The sequence below is a fragment of the Candidatus Pantoea communis genome (assembly GCF_011752685.1).
Classification (GTDB): Bacteria; Pseudomonadota; Gammaproteobacteria; order Enterobacterales; family Enterobacteriaceae; genus Pantoea; species Pantoea communis.
This window is the reverse complement of record NZ_VWXC01000001.1, coordinates 208,060-227,128: the sequence shown is the minus strand read 5'-3', so window position 1 is coordinate 227,128 and position 19,069 is coordinate 208,060. Positions and strand designations below refer to the sequence as shown.

At 50.7% G+C, this 19,069-nt stretch carries 17 protein-coding genes; 8 read left to right on the top strand and 9 right to left on the bottom strand.

Annotation, left to right across the window (positions count from 1 at the left end; all coding sequences use genetic code 11):
• Positions 1 to 15: 15 nt before the first annotated feature.
• From F3J37_RS01005 to F3J37_RS00995, 3 genes are all read left to right on the top strand, one after another.
• Positions 16 to 3,195: a tail fiber domain-containing protein gene (locus F3J37_RS01005; protein ID WP_166718905.1), complete on the top strand. Its 3,180-nt coding sequence runs from the start codon at positions 16 to 18 to the stop codon at positions 3,193 to 3,195.
• Positions 3,196 to 3,278: 83 nt separating this feature from the next.
• A complete protein-coding gene (locus tag F3J37_RS01000) occupies positions 3,279 to 3,920 on the top strand; it encodes a hypothetical protein (RefSeq protein ID WP_166718906.1) in 642 nt (213 codons plus the stop codon).
• Between the two features lie 466 nt (positions 3,921 to 4,386).
• Positions 4,387 to 5,016 carry a hypothetical protein gene (locus tag F3J37_RS00995; protein WP_166718907.1) on the top strand — a complete coding sequence of 210 codons (630 nt, stop codon included), beginning with the start codon at positions 4,387 to 4,389 and terminating at the stop codon, positions 5,014 to 5,016.
• Here F3J37_RS00995 and F3J37_RS00990 read toward each other — a convergent pair.
• Positions 4,937 to 5,434, bottom strand: coding sequence for a hypothetical protein (locus tag F3J37_RS00990; RefSeq protein WP_166718908.1), 498 nt, complete (start codon positions 5,432 to 5,434; stop codon positions 4,937 to 4,939). The two genes, F3J37_RS00995 and F3J37_RS00990, sit on opposite strands and share 80 nt — an antisense overlap.
• A gap of 184 nt (positions 5,435 to 5,618) precedes the next feature.
• Here F3J37_RS00990 and F3J37_RS00985 point away from each other — a divergent pair, with 184 nt between their 5' ends.
• Positions 5,619 to 6,113, top strand: a complete 495-nt coding sequence (locus F3J37_RS00985; protein WP_166718909.1) for a helix-turn-helix domain-containing protein — start codon at positions 5,619 to 5,621, stop codon at positions 6,111 to 6,113.
• A gap of 69 nt (positions 6,114 to 6,182) precedes the next feature.
• Positions 6,183 to 6,587 carry a hypothetical protein gene (locus tag F3J37_RS00980; RefSeq protein WP_166718910.1) on the top strand — a complete coding sequence of 135 codons (405 nt, stop codon included), beginning with the start codon at positions 6,183 to 6,185 and terminating at the stop codon, positions 6,585 to 6,587.
• 33 nt (positions 6,588 to 6,620) lie between these two features.
• Here F3J37_RS00980 and F3J37_RS00975 read toward each other — a convergent pair whose 3' ends face one another.
• The 4 genes from F3J37_RS00975 to F3J37_RS00960 form a co-directional block, all read right to left on the bottom strand.
• Positions 6,621 to 7,247, bottom strand: coding sequence for a glycoside hydrolase family 19 protein (locus F3J37_RS00975; protein ID WP_166931327.1), 627 nt, complete (start codon positions 7,245 to 7,247; stop codon positions 6,621 to 6,623).
• Between the two features lie 207 nt (positions 7,248 to 7,454).
• On the bottom strand, positions 7,455 to 10,433 hold the full coding sequence (locus F3J37_RS00970; RefSeq protein ID WP_166931324.1) for a virulence factor SrfB: 2,979 nt from the start codon (positions 10,431 to 10,433) through the stop codon (positions 7,455 to 7,457).
• A 2-nt stretch (positions 10,434 to 10,435) separates the two neighbouring features.
• Positions 10,436 to 11,779: an SrfA family protein gene (locus F3J37_RS00965; protein ID WP_166931321.1), complete on the bottom strand. Its 1,344-nt coding sequence runs from the start codon at positions 11,777 to 11,779 to the stop codon at positions 10,436 to 10,438.
• A 153-nt stretch (positions 11,780 to 11,932) separates the two neighbouring features.
• Positions 11,933 to 13,111 (bottom strand): benzoate/H(+) symporter BenE family transporter, encoded by a 1,179-nt coding sequence (locus tag F3J37_RS00960; RefSeq protein ID WP_052127500.1) that lies wholly within the window; start codon positions 13,109 to 13,111, stop codon positions 11,933 to 11,935.
• Between the two features lie 97 nt (positions 13,112 to 13,208).
• Here F3J37_RS00960 and F3J37_RS00955 point away from each other — a divergent pair, with 97 nt between their 5' ends.
• The 3 genes from F3J37_RS00955 to F3J37_RS00945 all read left to right on the top strand — a co-directional run bounded on the left by F3J37_RS00955 (position 13,209) and on the right by F3J37_RS00945 (position 14,840).
• Positions 13,209 to 13,754, top strand: a complete 546-nt coding sequence (locus tag F3J37_RS00955; protein WP_166931318.1) for a helix-turn-helix domain-containing protein — start codon at positions 13,209 to 13,211, stop codon at positions 13,752 to 13,754.
• An 88-nt stretch (positions 13,755 to 13,842) separates the two neighbouring features.
• On the top strand, positions 13,843 to 14,268 hold the full coding sequence (locus F3J37_RS00950; RefSeq protein WP_166931316.1) for a MarR family winged helix-turn-helix transcriptional regulator: 426 nt from the start codon (positions 13,843 to 13,845) through the stop codon (positions 14,266 to 14,268).
• Between the two features lie 17 nt (positions 14,269 to 14,285).
• On the top strand, positions 14,286 to 14,840 hold the full coding sequence (locus F3J37_RS00945) for an isochorismatase family protein (protein WP_034827326.1): 555 nt from the start codon (positions 14,286 to 14,288) through the stop codon (positions 14,838 to 14,840).
• 110 nt (positions 14,841 to 14,950) lie between these two features.
• Here F3J37_RS00945 and pqqU read toward each other — a convergent pair whose 3' ends face one another.
• The 4 genes from pqqU to F3J37_RS00925 all read right to left on the bottom strand — a co-directional run bounded on the left by pqqU (position 14,951) and on the right by F3J37_RS00925 (position 18,846).
• The gene (pqqU, locus tag F3J37_RS00940) at positions 14,951 to 17,077 is read right to left on the bottom strand and encodes a TonB-dependent receptor PqqU (protein WP_205298835.1); all 2,127 of its coding nucleotides are present in this window, start codon (positions 17,075 to 17,077) and stop codon (positions 14,951 to 14,953) included.
• A 336-nt stretch (positions 17,078 to 17,413) separates the two neighbouring features.
• Positions 17,414 to 17,620 (bottom strand): DUF3606 domain-containing protein, encoded by a 207-nt coding sequence (locus tag F3J37_RS00935; protein ID WP_166931313.1) that lies wholly within the window; start codon positions 17,618 to 17,620, stop codon positions 17,414 to 17,416.
• Between the two features lie 278 nt (positions 17,621 to 17,898).
• Positions 17,899 to 18,105, bottom strand: a complete 207-nt coding sequence (locus F3J37_RS00930; RefSeq protein WP_072017021.1) for a biofilm development regulator YmgB/AriR family protein — start codon at positions 18,103 to 18,105, stop codon at positions 17,899 to 17,901.
• A 123-nt stretch (positions 18,106 to 18,228) separates the two neighbouring features.
• On the bottom strand, positions 18,229 to 18,846 hold the full coding sequence (locus tag F3J37_RS00925; protein ID WP_034827323.1) for a TetR/AcrR family transcriptional regulator: 618 nt from the start codon (positions 18,844 to 18,846) through the stop codon (positions 18,229 to 18,231).
• Positions 18,847 to 19,069 lie beyond the last annotated feature (223 nt).

The window sequence follows — 19,069 nt, the reverse complement described above, 5'->3', positions numbered from 1 at the left end:
AATCTAGGGCTTATTATGGCTTCAGGAACTATTTCTGTTGAGAATGGTTCGAGTGATGTCGTCGGTATGGATACCGCGTTCACATCCGAACTGAGCGTTGGCGATTATATCTTGTTTACGATTGGAGGAACCCTTTACACCTATCCTATATTGACGATTACAAGCGATACCGCTTTAACGTTTGCTGATGATTTCGATGGCCCGACAACAGCAAGTGTTTCGTTCAATTCAGTGCCACAAAACCAAATGGTTTCAATCCCGATGGATCTCGTTTATCAGACGACACGCGCCATACGCGGATTGAATCTTGATAAGGATAACTGGCAGCAAGTATTCAGTGTTGATGATGACATTACCGTTACCTTACCTGATGGAACTCAGTATTCAGGTGTTAGCTGGTTAGAGGCATCAAAGGGGATTGACCTCACCAATCTCGATACGATCAATGCGATTGCTGATCAGGTGAATTCAGATGCGACAACCGCCAGCGATGCAGCAACAGCGGCAAGCACATCTGAAACCAACGCAGCAACAAGCGCCAGTAATGCCGCGACAAGCGAACAGAATGCATCGAATAGCGCAACCGCCGCCGATCAAAGCGCAACCGATGCGCAAGCCTCAGCGGACTCTATCGGCGATGCTGTCGCTCAGGCAGCCGCAAGCGCTTCAGCGGCGTCAGATTCTGCAAGCGCCGCCGCAACATCAGAAAGTAATGCAGCCGATTCTGCCTCAGCCGCCAGTACAAGCGAAACCAATGCCGCGACAAGCGAAGCGAATGCTTTAACCTCTGAAAACAATGCTGCAACCTCTGAAAGTAATGCCAGCCGTTCAGCAGATGAAGCAGCGCAAAGCGCGTCAGATGCGAGTGATAGCGCAGCAGCAGCAGCAACCAGCGAAACAAATGCATCGAATTCAGCTGAAGGGATACAGGATGCGATGACCAATGCCGCACAAAGCGCGTCTGATGCGAGCGATAGCGCTGACCGTGCGGAAGCAGCCGCCGCCGATCTTGAGAATAATAATGCTCTCGCGGCTACGATTGATCATGTAGATTCAGATACAAATGATGTTTATTTTAAAGGCTCGTTAATAGCAGGTGAGAACGCAACAGAACCACAATCTTTCAATTCTATCTATTCTGATAGTGAATTAGGATCAACAGGTGATGTTGCTCAAGGTGGAGATTTAACCTCAACGTATCAGGTCAATCAAACTGATATCTCAGCAATCAGTTTGCATTCCACCTTTAATGACGGCTTAACAGCAGGAGGTGAAATCGTTCTTGTGGATTCAAGCGGTTCAGAGGATGTTACGACATCCTGGGTTTTACCGAATTTAGCAGGAACATTAATCACAAGTGAAGGATTAAACATCGATACCGTAAACGGTAATGATGTGACCTTTGAGGGTGCATTAGGTGTCGGTCGAGATGCCTCAGCAGATAATGAATTAGTCACTTTACGTCAATTACGCGCGGCTGTTGCTGGTGGTTCAAGCGATGGTTCAACCCTTAACGGGGTGATGAACAATTTTGTCGGTGCTGTAGAATGGTTTGTCGGAACGCGCGCGGCTTTACCCGCAGCACATTTGGCCGCAGATGGGCAACTTCTTAATCGCGCTGATTATCCTGACTTATGGGAAGCGATTTCTTCTGACATATTCCAAAGTATTGATGATGACACCTGGCAAGGAACGCGGACTTCTCGCGGGTCATATAGCACAGGGGACGGATCAACAACATTTCGAATGCCTGATTTGAATGGTCTCTTTGTACATCCCACTGATTCAACTTTGAATGCTATTGAGGGATTGTTCTTAAGGGGGGACGGTGGTAGCGAAGGGGGTGGAGTAGGAACAATTCGACCTTCAGCCGCACCGAATATTACTGGTTCATTTCAGCTTCATGCTGAGGGTGCAGCTAATATTATTGCAGGTTATACGGGATTCTGTGTAGGAGCTGAAGGTGACACCTCCAACTATAGAACTCCAGCAGATCTGACTACTCATGCTTCAGTTCGGTCATACGGAACCATGAGGTTTGACGCGTCAAATTCTAATTCAGCATATGGTAATACCTCAACGACTGAGGTTCGTCCGAATTCTGTTAAGGGCATTTGGCTGATTCGTGTGAGTGGGGTGTTTGAATCGGCAAGTACTGTTTTTAATGTCATCAATGCTGATGAAGATGAGCCTGGTTCTGGCGCTGTTGTATATGGAGGTTCAGTCACTAGCGAATATGATGTTGCGGGTGCGATAGAAACAACCTCCACATTTCGAGCAAGAACAACATTTGGAACCACCACCGCACGTTCATCGATCATTGAATCATCCGATGGAACGAATACGAATGTTTTAGCTATAAACTCTGGAGCGTCTGGTTCTGGGGGTGTTGGAACAGATATCATTGCCGAATCAGGTGAACTAGGGCTTTACAGTCGCGGTGGGGCGGTGATTCGTGCTCTCGATGATGGCTCCGTTCGCTTTCAGGATAGTGCGGGTGTAGGAAGAATGCACCTTTATAATGTCGGAATCGATATTGCTGGAAGAATAAACAGCGCAGATGTTATTATTTCCAGTAATCTTGCCACTGAATCAACAGGAAATGTCAGCAATAATGCTTTGATAATGACCGCAGCTGATACAAATTATAACTGTTACTTAGGTTATTATTTGGTTGCAGGAGAATATCATAGCTGGCGAACAATAATGAACGGAACAACGACGTTTCAGGTTCGCGGAGGAGCGCAAGGTTGTTATGCGGCATCATTTAATCAAACGTCAGATTCAAGATTAAAGTTTAATAAGAAATTCATAGAGAATAGTTTAGAGAAAACCGTCGGAATGAGGGGGATGACTTATGATAAAAATGGTCACGACTCGGCGGGTGTCATTGCTCAGGACATTGTTAAAGAATTTCCTCAAAGCTGTACTGAAGTTCCCCAACCAATTCAATTTTCTGATGGTTCAGTTCTTGAATCTTATCTAGCGCTCGACTATGGATGCATAACAGCACTTCATACCGAATCGATAAAAGAAATGCTTTTGATGATAAAAGACATTTTTGATGATCCGAATGGTGCCGGAAGAGATAAATTAAATGATTTATGCTCTAAAATTAACACCTCCTTAGATGACGAAATGATAAATAAGGGCGATACCTCCTATCATGATCTTCAGCCTGAAGAGACAAGCTGATTAATTCGCATAGAATGAGAGTTAATCAATTCCATCATTCTTAAAATGCTGTGAAAGAACCTACAAAAAAGAGGATCATTCACATGCATAGCTCACAGATCACCGTACTATTAAACGAGGACGATCAGAATCGGGACACGACTCATACCTTCATGACCTATGCGGGTGAGGCGTGTTCCATTCCTGGGTTCTTCATCCCAAAGCCGTTCAGGCTCTTCAAAGCCATTCACTGTAATGAGTACAGAATCATTTCAGATGAACCCAGACCAAAGACGTTGTTTTATATTAAGCTCTTTGATTTGGATCCTACCAAAGAGTTTATGCTTAAACGCATTTCCTCCCTGTCAAAAAAAATCACGCAATGCCTTGTCTGGAGTTCTCTTGTGCCGGGACATCGTGACGCCTTTCATTTCCTTGCCACCCGTTTCTTTGAGCATTTCCTTGATTCATTCAATATCGCCATCACACCAGGCCCGATGACATTATGCGGCGCGCATTTCTGGGAAGGTCGTTTACTGACCTCTTTCACACAATCTGATGTCTCAGTTTTCAGCTTGAAAGATACTGAGGGCGAATCCTCTATTGAAGAGATCCCGAACTGGATTGATTTTCAGATCGAATGGAGCGAATTCATCTATAAATCCTGTGAGGGCATCAATGATGATTCGGTGATCCTGATAAGCAAGGCTCGCCCTGATTACAGTGAACGTTTTTTGATTGGATAGAGTTAAAGCTTAAGGGAAGCTTAAATCATGAGCACCAGCAACATCATAATAATCACCATCGTTTTATATTTTTTGCCTTTGTGGCTCGCCTGGTACAACCTCAACCGCTTCAATTGCTGGTTCGATCGTCTGGCAGTCTGTGGACATTGGATCTGGACAGGATGGGTCGTCTTGCTGATAGATTACTGTTTTATGGGCTAAAAAAAACCGGCTTGGAGGATGATCCCTAAGCCGGAAGAGTCCAAAACGGTGATAGAAGTAACTCTTGATTTAATGAGGTTGTACTGTCGAGCTGGACAGAGAAGGCATTATTCACGAACATTTTCTTTGATGCGTATCAATCTGAGCTTAAACCGTCCTCTTTCTAACCCTTCCTCTCAATCACCTTGTAAACAAAAATGTTTACAACGAAAGCCCCTCCAACTAGTATGGCCTTAATGCAACAAAAATGTTTACAAGGCCGATCATGAACAAATCAGAGTTCTTTTCCCTGCTTGAGGATAACCAATCCGAAATCATCATGACGAACACGCGCATTCGATCCATCCAGCGCGGTTCAGTCGTGGAGGTGGTATTGTCGATTCAGGGTTATGGCGTCATCACCCTTTCGCGTCACAAACCAGGCAGTCAAAAACTCACTGAGAATGAAGTAAAGTTCGATCGCTGGTTTGCTGAATGGACAGAAACGGAATCCGAACCGATGTCGGTTTCGACACTCACCATTGAGCCTGTCGAAGTATCAGCTACAAACATTCATCACGATCTGTTCTTAGATGTTGAGTTCATATCGATGAAGGTTGTTCGTGAACGCGAGACGAAAAAAAAGCCGGGAGTCACCCCGGCGAAAGTCACACAGCAAAAGAAAATTGATAAGGATCATCCGCAGACGTCAACGCAATATCTTAACGCTTTGCGTTCAGTCTTTGCGAATTCAGATTATTACTTACTGAAAATCAGAGGAATACACAATCTGAGCGAAATCATCACCTATGTATTCATGTTGCGTCGAGGTGATGTCAGTTTTCTGTGTTTGTTTCATCAAACTGTCTCAGTTTTTCCTTTAGTAGTGGCTCAAAATACTCGCGCACCTCCGTAGGTAAGAGTTCGGTGATCGCTGCTATCTCTAATGCTTTAAGCAAGATGATGTCATTCACGCTTCTGTGTGGACATTCTGTCTGATAGGACATTGCCAGTTCTTCGACGGACGACTCATCCAGTTCAAATGAACCGGAGGATGTCTCTCGCACCAAATCAGACACAATAAGTTCGGTCATCAAATGTGATCGTTTAAGGACAGATTCGACGACTTTCTTTTCTTTGATATTGCCAGCGTATAGGATTAATCCGAACGTAATAACGAAACATTCAGTAATGACTGTTATCAGGTTATTAATATCTTCGTGAATCGTGCTGATATTTACATCAGGAGCGAAAGATTCGCTCGCCATCAAAAAATGTTCAGCAAGAAGTACCGCGCCAGCAATTGAAATTAATAAGCCAAATAGTCTAATCATAATGAGCGAATTCCTTAAGTGATTGAGTTTGTTAAGAATATGTTTTACCACGTCTAAAGAATTGCAAAATCACAAGCAATGCGATTTTTGATCTTTCGTATATTCAAATCACTTTCAGATCTGGCTGTTTGCTATTTTTGCCGGATGTTCCAGGGATAATCACTGAATTAATGAGGTTAAACGTATGGCCAATTTTAATTATAACGTCCGTGTATTAACTGTCATAGAAATGACATATTGGATTAATGACCACATCAAAACTGAAATTCAGGCCTCCGATGTTACAGTCGTAAGCGGTTATACCCACTGGCATTTTCAACGCTTATTCCGTGAGATTACAGGCTATACGCTTTCAGAGTATATCCGTATGTCCCGCGTGTTGAATGTCGCGACCGCCCTCGCGAACACTCACAAACGCATTACTCATATTTGTTATGACAATGGTTTCTCCAGTCAACAATCACTGGCGCGACTTTTCCGGCGTTATTGCGGATGCACTCCTTCTGAGTTCCGCGCTCGGGTCTCTCACGATCCTGATTACCTGGGTAATAAAATGTCTGAAATCATGAAAGCGAACACGATCGCGGCAACCTGCCAGTGTCCGACTTCAAACAAAAAATCGAAACGCTGGAGTCATGCGCTACCTCATACACCTGATTTAGCTCGCCTGACTGCTTAACACCTCAAGCGCTCTCTGAGCGCTTTTTATCTCCGCTATTCCTTTTCCCATTGTTAGACGATGACCATCATGAAAAAAGAACCAAACCCGCAAGAATTCGCCTACGCGACCACAGCGATCCTTTCCCTTATCGACTCAGTCGGTGCGCCCCTCAGAATCAAAGAGGTGAGGGCGGCGAAGAGTCTGATCCTGTCGAACACCGATCTCATTTTCAATTATGAATATGTTTTCAATCTGCGAGGGGAGTTTGAGGACAGGCTCAAGGAAGACCCTGAGCGCGCCACAAAGCAGATTTTGAGCGAGATAGGGTTCATGCGCCTCTCTCCTGATCAAGCCGCCTTAGCGATTGATATAGGCATCAAATATTTGAAGAAGAACCTTCGCATCACAAAAGAGAAGATAGAGATACTAGAACGAGCAGCGAAAAAGCTGAACGTCACATTCGAAAAGAATCTCTCGTTCTGGATTCGATAACAAAAAGGCGCTCATTGAGCGCCTTTTTATTATCTAGCAAAATACAGATTTCGATAATGCGAGTTTTTGTTTACGTCCCTCAATCCCGTTCTGACCACCATTAATGATTTGAGTGATATTTTGCACGTCATCCTTATCAGCATAATAATTAAGTCGATATGCGCCCCAATATGCAGCAGCAGAACATGTGGCCATATCATGACGACACAGCAAGTCAGGGAAAGAGAGAACGTCAAAAGAAAGGTAATCCAGCAAGGCTGAATAGTTTCCTTTCCCGCTGGTTTGAATAAGTCCACGGCCACGATAATTATAACCGTCACCAGAATCGATATCGCCATTGCCGTTCATTTTCGAATAAACGATATTCCCTATCATTTTTTGATTCGCTGGATGGGCGTCAGTGCGGCCATATGCGCTTGCTTGTTCAGGAGTAATGCGACCGTGAAAGGTTGAGAGAAGACTAGCCTCAGAGTAATTCAGGGACTCTTCCACCTGAGAGAAACCAACAGACTCATAACCGATCTGAGCGATGAAATGCGCAATCCGAAGCGGGGTGATGATGTCAAAATTAATGAGGTTTTCCAGCAAAGAATCAAACCAGAAGTCGCGCAGGTAATCAGAGATCCCCGCTGCTTTTTGAAACTCGTTCGGGGTAAACATCGTGTTTGCTTTCCTCGACGTGACAAGAAAAAAGGAGGACATTTCGTCCTCCATTATGGCACATTGAGCAGCCCCGAAAGCTGGATTTCACGATTTTAGCGTTCGAAATGATACTGTAAGTTATTGATTTATTTGTAGTGGATCATCATGTTTTGTCATGAAAAGTCGTCTATTTATTAATCAGTGTTGTGAGTTATCTAATTGATTTTAAAGTGAAAACTTGCGGATGGAGCCACTATCAATCCAATACTGCGCGTTGGCATTGCCGGTCGCAGACAGCGTATTCAGTTTCAGACTCAGTTGTTCAAGCGGCACGCGAGTGCCGTCATCCATGCGGGCATCGCTCAGCACCAGGCGCTCCGGACCAAAGTTGTCCGGCCCCGGCTGTACCGCCAGCTTGATACGCAGGATGCTTTCGCCGGCGACTTTACGCGCCAGATTCGGATCGGTGATGCTCAGACTGTACAGCGGTGAAGCTGGCCAGCGGTCATTATCCAGCTGACGGAAACCGAGGCAGACATTGCCGCGAATGCGGAAACTGCTTTTACGGTCCAGTGCGAAATCCCCTTTGTCGAGGTCGATCTCGCTGTAACACAGGTTGTCATCGCTCAGCGTGGCCGTTTCATCCAGCACGCCGAGATAGCGAATGGTGGAATAAGGCTCGAAATCACCCGCACGGAACCAGAAGCTGCTGAGACGCAGATCGAGCGCCAGCAGGCACAGCATCGCGCCCACGGCAGCCGTGGATTTCGGGTTATCAATCCGGCCTTGTTTGTTGAACGGATACCAGTCGCTGGTGTGATAGCCTTCCAGCGACAGAATACGGCTGCCCGGCAAAGGTTGCAGATGACGCACCAGCGCCTGAATGCCCGGGAAGCGCGAAGGACGGCCGGTTAACAGCAGTACATCGCACTGATACAGCGACACCACTTCGCACATGGCACGCAGGGCCGGGATGATCGCCATACGATGCTGCAGGAACTCACCGTGCAGCTGCGCCATGCTGACCACCAAAGGCACATCCAGCAGATCGAAGCGGTTGTCGCCGCCCAGCGTGCGCTGAATCTCACCGTTAACAAACGCCAGCACGCTGCTGGCCGGTTTTTGTGGCACCAGCTCACCGAACAGCGCATTGATTTCGCTGTGGCTGTCGAGCGGATCCCAATTTTCGTAGCGTTCCAGCACGGCCTGCGCCAGCGGGATGAACAGCTGCAGGGTGACTTGCTGACGCAGCGTGGCTTGCCCATCCATGCGGCTGTCGTGACCGAACAGCTTGTTCATCAGCGGTTCGGCCAGCGTCAGCCCAGCCTTCTGCAGACTTTGTTGCAGTGCAGGCAGAATCCAAAGCTGAATCACATCCAGGAGAATATCGTCGCCTGCGACTTTAAAGCCTTCACGGAACAGCAGGCGCGGGGTGATTTTAACGTTATTACCCTGGCCGTCATCGAGACGATATTGGGTGATGGCCAGATCGGTGGTGCCGCCGCCAATATCGATAGAAGCGATGCGCAGGCTTTTGCCCGGTACTTCGTCGACTTCACGTGGACGATCCGGACGCGCCATGCTGCTGAAGAAATCTTCCGCACGCCCGGCAAAGTTCACCTGGGTTTCATTGAACAGCCACACCATTTGTCCGCAGGTGGCTTCATCCCATTCCATCTGCACATCCGGCACCGGGCGCAGGCTTTTCGCCTGACTCTGCACGCTGAAATCTTCCTCAGCCGGATGCCAGCCTTCGGCTTTCCACACCAGCCCGATGGCTTCCTGCATGCGACGACGGAAAATCTCGCGTTCCGGTTTCGGCATCGCGGAAGGCAGCGTGAGGATCACATGACGCAGCTGGCGCGGAGCCTGGCTCTGCGGCATGCGCTGACGCTGTGCCACGCTGTTCATCTGCATCATCGCCTGAGCCAGCAGCTCACACAGCATAAAGGTCATCAGCGAACTGCGGCTGTAGCTGGCAGAGAACACCGGCAGGCGATCGTCTTCCGCCAGCGCGTGCAGCGGCTGGCCTTCGTCATTCAGCAACAGGGTGAAAGGCAGCGCAGTTGCCTGTGGCTCATCACTGCTGCCATGGGCGTTAAAGCGCCAGCCTGGCTGATAACGTGCTTCATCCCACAGATAACGGCGCGGGCTGGAGAGACCGGTGCTGCCTTCTGTGCCCGCGCGCAGCAGGGCAAGACGGCTGGCTTCACGGCCAACGCGCGTCAGCGATGGCCACATAAAGGCGTTTTCGCGGCCGCTTTCCAGCGAGAAGTTTGCTTTACCAAAGCGGGTTTCCGCAAATTCGAGACGGCTGTCAAACAGCTCGTTGTAGACCTGATGTGGCTCAGAAAGGTCGCGCAGTTGCAGTTCGTAAGTCTGGCGCAGACCGTTGCTCTCTTCAGCGTGGTCTTCCACCAGAATGCCGCAGGTGTGCGAGTTGCCAACGTCGAGGATGATATCGACATTCACCGCCGGGGTTTGCAGCGAGGTGGCCTGAATGTAGATCTCGGCCAGATCCAACTGCTCACCCAGCAGCTCCAGCAGGTTGAGATAGTGTGCCTGATACTCAAACTCACGCAGCGCCTGATTCAGCTCCTGCTCGCGGCGAGATTCCAGCGCGTTGACCTGCTGAGTAAAGGTTTCACGCAGCCAGCCATCCACCCAGGTGTGGTCCAGAAACTCACCCAGTTCATAGTTGTGCCAGGCAAGGGCGAAACTCACGCCGTTTTGCGCATCGGCTTTGCTCAGACCGTGCTGTTCGCCGCCGTCCTGTTCCGGCACGATACGGGTGTCAAACGCCAGCGTAATGCGATGGGTGTTACCTGCGGCATCGGGCTGTGCCAGCGGTGCCAGGTGCAGGCGTGCCCAGTTATCCGGGCCGCCAATAAAACGGCGACCGCTGGTGCAGCGCAGCACCGGCAGCGGCAGCCATTGATGCGCCAGCAGCGTTAACGAATCTGCCAGTGCAATGTCCGACTCGGGACGTACCACCTCTGCTGCACCGCCATCTTCGGGATAGAGCAAAAATTTGCCGCTGTTACCGTCCACGTTCAGTCGCAGCAGCGGACCGTTAGCGGTTTGACGAACGAACTGGCGGCGCGCCTGCAGGGCAGGCAGACGTAAGCCAAAATCGAGAAACTGCACACCGCTATCTTCAATCAGCGTGATTTTTTGTTTGTCATCGATGAGGGGAGCCAACATGTTTACTTACTCTCACGCTTAATCGTCAACGGGAAGACCTGATCTGCGCCGTACTGCGCAGTACAACTGGCAATGCCATCACCGGCTTTACACACCAGTTCCGGCATGCGGTAGCGCGATTTGTCGCTGCAGGTCGCAGTATAGCGGCTGCGAACCACCATGGTGCCGTCCACCGTCATTGCGGCAGTCACATCGGCTTTACAGCGGATGTTATCGCCCTGTGTAATGGTAGCGATGCCTTTACCGTTACGCAGCTGGTAACGCAGGCTCGGTGGCTTACCGGTTGGCAGGTTAGTTTGTCGTAATATGACGCGCCAGGTGCCGTTGATAAACTTCACGGAGCCAATACGCGCATCTTCGGTAGTCATCACCAGGTCATCAGCCTTAGCCGGTTCCGTATGTTCAGCAATCACCTCAGGCGGTGCAGGAGGCGCGGCAGGCACAGGCGCAGCGGTGACCGTGGCCGTTTTTTGTGGCAGCGTGGCGGCCAGTTTCTCAGCTTTCGCGACCACTGGCGGTGGCGTGAAAACGGGAGCCGGTGCATCGGCAACCTGGGCAGGCGGTGTGGCTTCAGGCGCTGGGCTGTGCAGCCAGAACGCTACGCCAGCCGCAACCACGGCGGCAACCGGCAGCAGCAATGCCAATGGACGCAATGCGGAAGGGCGGCGAACAGGCGGCTGTTCAACTTTAGGCTCAGGCTCAGGTGCGGGTTGTGGCGCTTCGGGTTCAGGCTGGGCGATCTCAACGGGCTCTTCCACCACGGGTGCAGCCACAACGGCAGGCACCTCAATCAAAGGCGCAATAACCGGTGCCACGATAACCGCAGCCGGTGGTTCTGGCAGCAACGGCGGTAAATCCTCCTCCAGACTGTCGCGCAGGCAGGCCAGTGCGTCATCGCGTGAGCGCGCCTGCGGATCGACAAAGCCCCAGAAGGTGATGACGGGTTTGCCGTCGACCAGATAAACGTACTGCTGATCCGGGAACTGCAGCGTCTTGCTCAGTAAGGCGCCAAACAGGCGCATCGCCGGATTCTCCGCGTCACGCGCGCGTAAACTTGCGGCCAGTAAATCCTGCTGGTTGAGCGTCAGGAGTTCCAGCGCTTTTTGCCGTTCATGATCGCTGGCACCGCGCCACGATTTCACTTTGCCGTTAAAGGGCGCATACCAGTCGAGGCGATCCCCGCGCTCGTTGGCCTGGGGAATGGCGAGGCAGTTTGCCAGCGCCGTCTGGCGGCGCAAACGCAGTGTTTCACGGATTTGCAGGGCAGAAGCCCAGACCGGCTGGCCGTTTTCACCCAGTGCCAGTACCGAATCCAGATTGCCGCTGCGCAGAAAAGTTTTTGCCACTCGTAGGGCCCTTATCGGTGGTTGCCTGAAGCAAAACAGTGTGTGTAATTGGCGATGCTGGTGATCTTAAGCCAAATGCAGGGGAATCAAACGGCTGATAAAGGGGGAAAAACAGGGTGTTTTTCCCGCGTGTAAGCGTCGGTTGCTGAAATTTTAAGCGCGTGCGCGGTGGCTCAGCACCAGATGGGTGATCATGCCGCCGATTAATCCCCAGAAGGCAGAACCAATCCCCAGCAGAGAGATACCACTGGCGGTGATTAAAAAGGCGACGATGGCGCTGTCACGGTGATCGGGCTCGGCGAGAGCGCGTTGCAGGCTGCCGGAGAGGGTAGCCAGCAGCGCCAGCCCGGCCAGCGTGGCGATCAGCACCTGCGGCAAGGCACTTAACAGAATGGCAATCAGCGCGCCGGTAAAGCCAGTCAGCAGATAGAAAATCCCGGCAATCGCGGAGGCCATCCAGCGTCGTTTCGGATCGGCATCCACATCCTCTCCCATGCAAATGGCAGCGGTAATGGCCGCAATACACACCGAAAAGCCGCCAAACGGAGACAAGACCAGCGCAATAAAGCCGGTCCAGCCAGTAAGAGCGGAAACCGGCGGTTGGTAACCATGCGCCTGTAAGGTCGCAATGCCAGGCGCATTTTGTGAGGCCATGGTGACCAGAAAATAGGGCAATCCCACCCCAATCAGCGATGCCAGCGTGAACTGCGGCATGATAAATTCCGGCACGCTCAGCGTCAGAGCATGCGGCGGGAAATGAATCGCCTGCTGACCCACCGCCACCAGCACGCCAGCGATCAGCGCCAGAATGATGGCATAGCGTGGCAGCCAGCGTCGGCTTAACAGCCACACCAGACACATACTGCCGCACAGGGCGAAATTGCCTTGTAAACCGGTAAAGGTGCCGATCCCGAAGCGCAGCAAAATCCCCGCCAGCATTGCCGCGGCCAAAGATTGCGGAATGTGGTTCATCAAGCGGGCAAACAGTCCGGTCACGCCACTCAGTACGATCAGCGCATTGGTCGCCACAAAAACGCCGACCACTTCATTTAAGGTCAGGCCCTGCACGCTGGTGGCCAACAGTGCCGCCCCCGGCGTCGACCAGGCGGCCAGAATGGGCATGCGTGTCCACACTGAAAGACCGAAAGAGGCGAGACCCATACCAATGCCGAGCATCGACAGCCATCCGCCGATCTGTTCTGGCGAGGCGCCTGCAGCCTGAGCGGCCTGGAAAATCAATGCGGCAGTGCTGCTGTATCCCACCAGCACCGCAATAAAGCCGGAAACCAGCATAGGGAAAGAGAAAGCGTTGCGCGAAGTGGCGGTGATCATTGGTTTGCATCCTGCTGTGCGTTATAACGCACACTATTGCACGAGTGTGTTATAACGCACAAGTGCTACACTGCGCGCGAATTTGCCAGGAGATAGCATGGAAAATCTGCATCAACATTTGAGCCAGGCGTTAAAACAATTGCGCCAGGCGAACGGCTGGAGCCTGACACTGGCAGCGGATCGCACCGGTGTCAGCAAAGCGATGTTGGGCCAAATTGAACGCGGTGAATCCAGCCCGACGGTGGCGACATTGTGGAAAATCGCTACCGGTTTCAATGTGCCTTTCTCGTTTTTTGTTCAGGGTAGCGATCAACCGCCGGGTATCGCCGCGACGTTTAGCCAACCCAATGCGCAAATGCAGGTGAAGCCGCTGCTGCCCTATGATGCCGCGTTGCGTTTTGATCTGCTGGAAGTCACGCTTGCTGGCGGTGCACAAAGCGACTCTTCCGCACACGAAAGTGGCGTGATTGAGCAGGTGGTGGTGCTGGAAGGTGAGCTGCTGCTGTGCGTGGAGGGAACCTGGCGTCGTCTGCAAAGCGGCGAAGCGCACCAGTTTGCGGCGGATGTCGCGCACAGTTACCGCAATCCCCTCAGCACACCTCTGCGTTTTCACAGTTTGATTCATTATATCAAGCGGCCCTGAGTGCCAATTACAAATTGATACGAAGGTAAACTACACAGTTTGCCTTCGTATTTATATACTCGCGCTTCATCAGTAAGGAGAAGGTGCCATGAGTGACCTGAATAGCGCGGCTGCGACTCTACGCAGCGTGAATGGCAAACTGGCGCGACGTCTGCGCGAATCGGCCCCACCGGGCGATCTTACCTGGCCGCAGGTTTCTGTGTTGGGTTATCTGGTGCGCGATGGCGCGATGACGATAACTGAACTGGCCGGGTTAGAAGGCGTGCGCAGCCAGTCGATGGGTGCGACCGTTGCCAGCTTGCAGGAGCAGGGGTTAGTGAAAGGCGAAGCCGACCCGCTGGACGGCCGTAAAACCCGCTATCTGCCGACCGAAAGCTGCCTGACGCTGATCGCTGCCAATCGTGCACAACGTGATGACTGGCTACTCCAGAGCATGGCAACCACGCTCAATAGTGCGGAACAGAAAATTTTAATGGCCGCTATTCCCTTACTGCAACGTATTGCCGACCAATAATCCTGAGAGGAATTCCCATGGCTTTAACGACCTTAGACGCAAAAACCGCCCTGATTGTGATTGACCTGCAGCACGGTATTGTCCGCCTTCCTGTTGCGCCTTTGTCAGCCGATGTCGTGGTTGAGCGTTGTGCACAACTGGTTGAGGCGTTTCATGGCAAAAACCTGCCGGTGGTGAAAGTGAATGTCGCCGGTGGCGCACCAGGCCGTAACGAGCAGGCGCGTCACAGTGGCGAACTGCCAGCCGACTGGGCTGTGCTGGTGCCGGAAATGGCGCTGAAAGCTGATGAGATTGCCGTGACGAAAAAGACCTGGGGTGGTTTCCACAACACGGATCTGCACGATCAGTTGCAGCAGCGTGGTATCACTCAGGTGGTGGTGTGCGGTATCGCCACCAGCATTGGCGTGGAATCCACTGCGCGTCAGGCTTACGAGCTAGGTTACAACGTCACGCTGGCAACAGATGCGATGACCTGTCTGAACGCTGATACCCACCAAAACAGCGTTGAGCGTATCTTCCCGCGTCTGGGCGAAACCGGCTCAACCACCGACGTGCTGGCTCTGCTGAAGTAAAACGACTGGTCAGGCATGCTCATGCACTGCATGCGCATTGTCAAAACGGCATAAAAAAAGCCCTGCAATCCGAATAAGGTTGCAGGGCTTTTTTTCAGGCGCGATGTCAGTTACTGAAACGCATAACTTACCGTCAGACCTACACTGTAGTTGCGTCCTGGTGCCGGCTCGTAATAGCGACCGTTGCTCTCATTGACGATCACTGAACCCACATAGGTGCGGTCAAACAGGTTATCCACGCGACCAAACAAGTCCAGCGTCCAGTTCTGCACCAGCCACTTATAACCCGAGTTCAGGCCAAATACGGTATAAGAGGGTGCTTTGACATCATTTTCATCGTCCGCTGCAATGTCGCTCATGTAGCGCACATCACCGCCGGCATACCAGCCTTGATCCGGTGCATAGGCTAACCCGGCATAGGCCATATTACGTGCGATGCCTGGAATACGGTTGCCGTCACAGCTTTCAGTGCCACAGGCGTTAGAGCGATAGCGCGCATCCAGCAAGGTCCACGCCGCTTTCAGGTGCCAGTCATAACCAAACTCCTGATCCAGACCCAACTCTAGCCCGCGACGACGGGTTTCACCGGCATTTTTATAACTGGTGCGGCCTTCATAGCTGCTGTCAGAGACGATTTCGTTTTTGGTATCGGTCTGGAACACGGCGGCGGTAATTAAACCGTTACCGATACGCTTTTTAGTGCCCAGCTCAACCGTATCGCTGGTCGCCGGCTTCAGATTGAGGTTCAGGCCAGACTGATCGGTTGAGCGATAAGACAACTCATTTAGCGTAGGCGTTTCAAAGCCACGGCCCGCAGACACATAGGCATTCCAGCTATTATCAATCGCATATTTCAGTGAGGCGGCTGGCAGCCAGCGGTGATAACGGCGATTACCGCTGTCATCGGGATCGCTGGAAGTGACGTAATAATCGTTAGAGTCGAAATTCACCGTGCTCAAACGCACACCAGCATCCAGTGACCACTTATCGGTGAACTGCCACGCCGTTTGCAGATAAGGATCGAGGTTCCACATCAGGTTGCGTTCATTGCGGCGCATATCACCCTGCACGCCGTAATCCGTCACGCCATTGCTGGTGGTGAAGTTCTGATAGCCTTTACGCTTCTCGGTCATGGTTTCATAGTCGAGACCAGCGGTCAGCGTCACGGGAAGGGTGAACACGGTATCGCGATGTGTCCAGCGCGTATCAATCCCCTGATAGTGTCGTGCCAGCGAGATCACGCCGCCGGGATGTCCTTTAGTATTAATCTGCGCACTAGCCGGGATCGATTGATACTGTGTAGTCTCACGCTCACCAGCGTACATCATCACGCTGAGATCGTCGTTCTCGCTCATCTGGCGCTGATAGTGCAGCCCAGCCTGCGTTTGGTCGACGGTTTTGCGCGCATTGTAAAGCGTTACGTTACTGGCAACCTGACGCGGATTATCTTTCCATTGCTCCTCGGTCAAACCGCCGGGATCCTGCGCATCCACGTGAACGCTGTTAAACAGTAGCGTCAGGGTGCTGACATCATCAATGCGCACACCGAGTTTGGCGTTACCGAGGTTTTTCTCTGCCGAGCTGTGATCGCGATAGCCATGGGTGGTAAAGCGCGAGGCCGACACGGTGTAATTCACGTCACCGGCGTGGGTGCCATCACCGGTGGCGCCGCTGGCTTTGACGCTGTTGCGCCAGCTGCCGTAGCTACCGTACCAGGTGCTGGCTTCCAGCGTGGTGGGCTGCTGGCCGGTTTGGGTCTCGACGTTAATCACGCCGCCCGACGAGTTGCCGTACAGGGCTGAGAAGGGGCCGCGCAGTACTTCAACGTGATCAATCGAACCAATGTCGATATTTGAGGTTTGTCCCTGACCATCTGGCATCGTGGCGGGAATACCGTCGACATACAGGCGGATACCGCGCAGGCCAAAGGTTGATCGCGAACCAAATCCGCGTACGGAGATTTGTAAATCCTGCGCATAGTTCTGGCGATTCTGAATCTGCATGCCCGGCACGCTGGCGAGGTTTTCCGAGAGGTTGACGCGTGGTGCCGCATGACGCATATCGTCACCGGACACCACACTCACCGCCGCGGGCGTATCCAGCTCTGACAAACCGGTGCCCGCGGGCGCGGCACTGACGACCATGGTATTGCTGGCATTATCCGCCGCCATCAATTGCAAAGGGAATAATGCAGGCAGCATCAGCAACGGTGCCTGTCGCAGTAAAGCAATTTTCATTATGAAAGACCGTATAAAAGACGTGGAATGAACCAAATGGAACATTAATCGCGCATATGTTAATAGTTTTGCCGATAAATGGTATTACATTTTCACGCATGATATTAAATAAATGCTGTTATTAGCGTTTTATACCTCAGGCAGGGAGAGGGCTGTGACGTTTGCTGCGTAAAGGCCGTTGACTCATGGCTATTTTGTTGGCAATGGGCTGAACAGGGACAACGCAAACGACTGAGCGGCTGCCGGATGGATTCATAAGCCATAACGATAGTGAAACTGCGCTCACGTTGTCTTTATGTGTCTCTCCCGCCAGTGTCATGACGATGGCCTATCATCTTAATAAGACTGAGGTTGTCGGGCAGGAGGATGCTCAGTGAGCCATCGGCGAACAGCTTCTGTCTCTGATCCTACTTCTCGCACCGCCCGGGTAAGTCTTTCCTGAGTCGTATGCAGAGTGAGCGTCCAGTAAGTGATTTGCCACTGTTCAGATAATTCAATGCGCGACAAAATTGACGGGATGCGACGCTGTATAGGGTCTTTCATTTTTATTATCCTCATGACTTAAACACATAATTAATTCTTATCGGATGAGGAGGTGATTTTGTTTTTTTTCTGCGCTGGGGAAAGCAGATTATTCCCTATTACTTTGTTTTAGCCATGATTGGGATGTTTCTTATACAGAAACGAGAAGAATAAGCGTAACGGCAAGCACGGGCTCATGATGTTATCGAATACAAAAAGGATGTCGGCGACACGAAACGATGATTGCTCAAAATAGAGATATTAAAAGCAATCAAACGGATGCGCTTTTTATTTATAAGCTAACAAGACAATAATTTCTTAAAAATATTTGAATAGTGCCTTTTAACTGATGATTCTTCAGCTTCATCCAGCTTTTTGAGCAATTCAAAACACAGTGTTTTACGACTGAGCGTTTTTCCCGCGCTTAAAATTTCGCCCACAACGCGCCCCAGGGCTTCCTCTTCTGAAATATCTTTCGGAGGTGCCACATCCTGTTCCATAGCCATTCTGTGATTCTTCGCTGCATCATTGATGCACATATCAATTCCTCTTAGGGATCACAGGCGTTCAGGAGAGCGCTATGATTAAATTTAATTAGGAAATGATTATTTCCTAATATGGTAAATGAATTATTCCAGAACCTTCATCACCATAGTAATGGTTTTTTTCCCATTAGTCACATCCTGAACTTTACCTACCACACGCATGCCGAATGCCACGCACAGCAATAAGCCTGCCGCAGTTTCAGCATCCAGTTGAGAGGAAATAGATCCGTCTTTCTGGCCTTCAATAATAAGCGAAACGAGAAAGTTTTGATTACGCAACACGGCCTGCCTGACTAACTCTGAAAGTTCTTCATCCAGCGTTTGCAGTTCAACCGTGCTCCCAACAACCAAACAACCTCTACGCCCTTCAATCTCAACCGCAGAGTCTAAATAAAATTGCAGTAATTCTTCAATCCGCGATCTGCCATCCGGGAAATGTTGCAACCGCTGACGTAAATCGGCATTACGGAGGGCAATGTAGCGTTCAAATACCCGCAAAAAAAGGGTGCGCTTATCAGTAAACGCCTTATATATACTTCCAGCCGTTAAACTCATGGCTTCGCCCAGGTCGGCTATTGATGAAGCGTGATAACCTTTCTTTCTGAATACTATCATTGCTTTATCTAAAACGTCGTCCATATCGAAGACTCGGGGTCTTCCACGTTCTCGAGTGACTTTTAAGCTTTGGTTTTCTGATGACATCGGTAATTATTTATAGAGTGTTAGTTTCCCATTTATCATATGCGAACTTTTTCCAATAATCGAATAGCGATGAATACGAATTCTTGTGTCATTGCCGCAATGATAAAATTAACCCGGTAAATCGTTATCCCATCCTCCTCGCCAGGAAGCCCCCAGTGCTGTTTAAAAGCATGCTGATTACCACTGTGTCTTGTCGAGGTTGAGATTAAAAAATGCCTTTCGG

Bases quoted from the DNA above. Each gene is read 5' to 3' on its own strand.
- F3J37_RS00955 (WP_166931318.1), top strand. From the start codon at position 13,209: ATGGAAAATCTGCATCAACATTTGAGCCAGGCGTTAAAACAATTGCGC.
- F3J37_RS00985 (WP_166718909.1), top strand. From the start codon at position 5,619: ATGGCCAATTTTAATTATAACGTCCGTGTATTAACTGTCATAGAAATG.
- F3J37_RS01000 (WP_166718906.1), top strand. From the start codon at position 3,279: ATGCATAGCTCACAGATCACCGTACTATTAAACGAGGACGATCAGAAT.
- F3J37_RS00945 (WP_034827326.1), top strand. From the start codon at position 14,286: ATGGCTTTAACGACCTTAGACGCAAAAACCGCCCTGATTGTGATTGAC.
- F3J37_RS00980 (WP_166718910.1), top strand. From the start codon at position 6,183: ATGAAAAAAGAACCAAACCCGCAAGAATTCGCCTACGCGACCACAGCG.
- F3J37_RS00935 (WP_166931313.1), bottom strand. From the start codon at position 17,620: ATGAAAGACCCTATACAGCGTCGCATCCCGTCAATTTTGTCGCGCATT.
- pqqU (WP_205298835.1), bottom strand. From the start codon at position 17,077: ATGAAAATTGCTTTACTGCGACAGGCACCGTTGCTGATGCTGCCTGCA.
- F3J37_RS00995 (WP_166718907.1), top strand. From the start codon at position 4,387: ATGAACAAATCAGAGTTCTTTTCCCTGCTTGAGGATAACCAATCCGAA.
- F3J37_RS00930 (WP_072017021.1), bottom strand. From the start codon at position 18,105: ATGGCTATGGAACAGGATGTGGCACCTCCGAAAGATATTTCAGAAGAG.
- F3J37_RS00960 (WP_052127500.1), bottom strand. From the start codon at position 13,111: ATGATCACCGCCACTTCGCGCAACGCTTTCTCTTTCCCTATGCTGGTT.
- F3J37_RS00975 (WP_166931327.1), bottom strand. From the start codon at position 7,247: ATGTTTACCCCGAACGAGTTTCAAAAAGCAGCGGGGATCTCTGATTAC.
- F3J37_RS00925 (WP_034827323.1), bottom strand. From the start codon at position 18,846: ATGTCATCAGAAAACCAAAGCTTAAAAGTCACTCGAGAACGTGGAAGA.
- F3J37_RS00990 (WP_166718908.1), bottom strand. From the start codon at position 5,434: ATGATTAGACTATTTGGCTTATTAATTTCAATTGCTGGCGCGGTACTT.
- F3J37_RS00970 (WP_166931324.1), bottom strand. From the start codon at position 10,433: ATGTTGGCTCCCCTCATCGATGACAAACAAAAAATCACGCTGATTGAA.
- F3J37_RS00950 (WP_166931316.1), top strand. From the start codon at position 13,843: ATGAGTGACCTGAATAGCGCGGCTGCGACTCTACGCAGCGTGAATGGC.
- F3J37_RS01005 (WP_166718905.1), top strand. From the start codon at position 16: ATGGCTTCAGGAACTATTTCTGTTGAGAATGGTTCGAGTGATGTCGTC.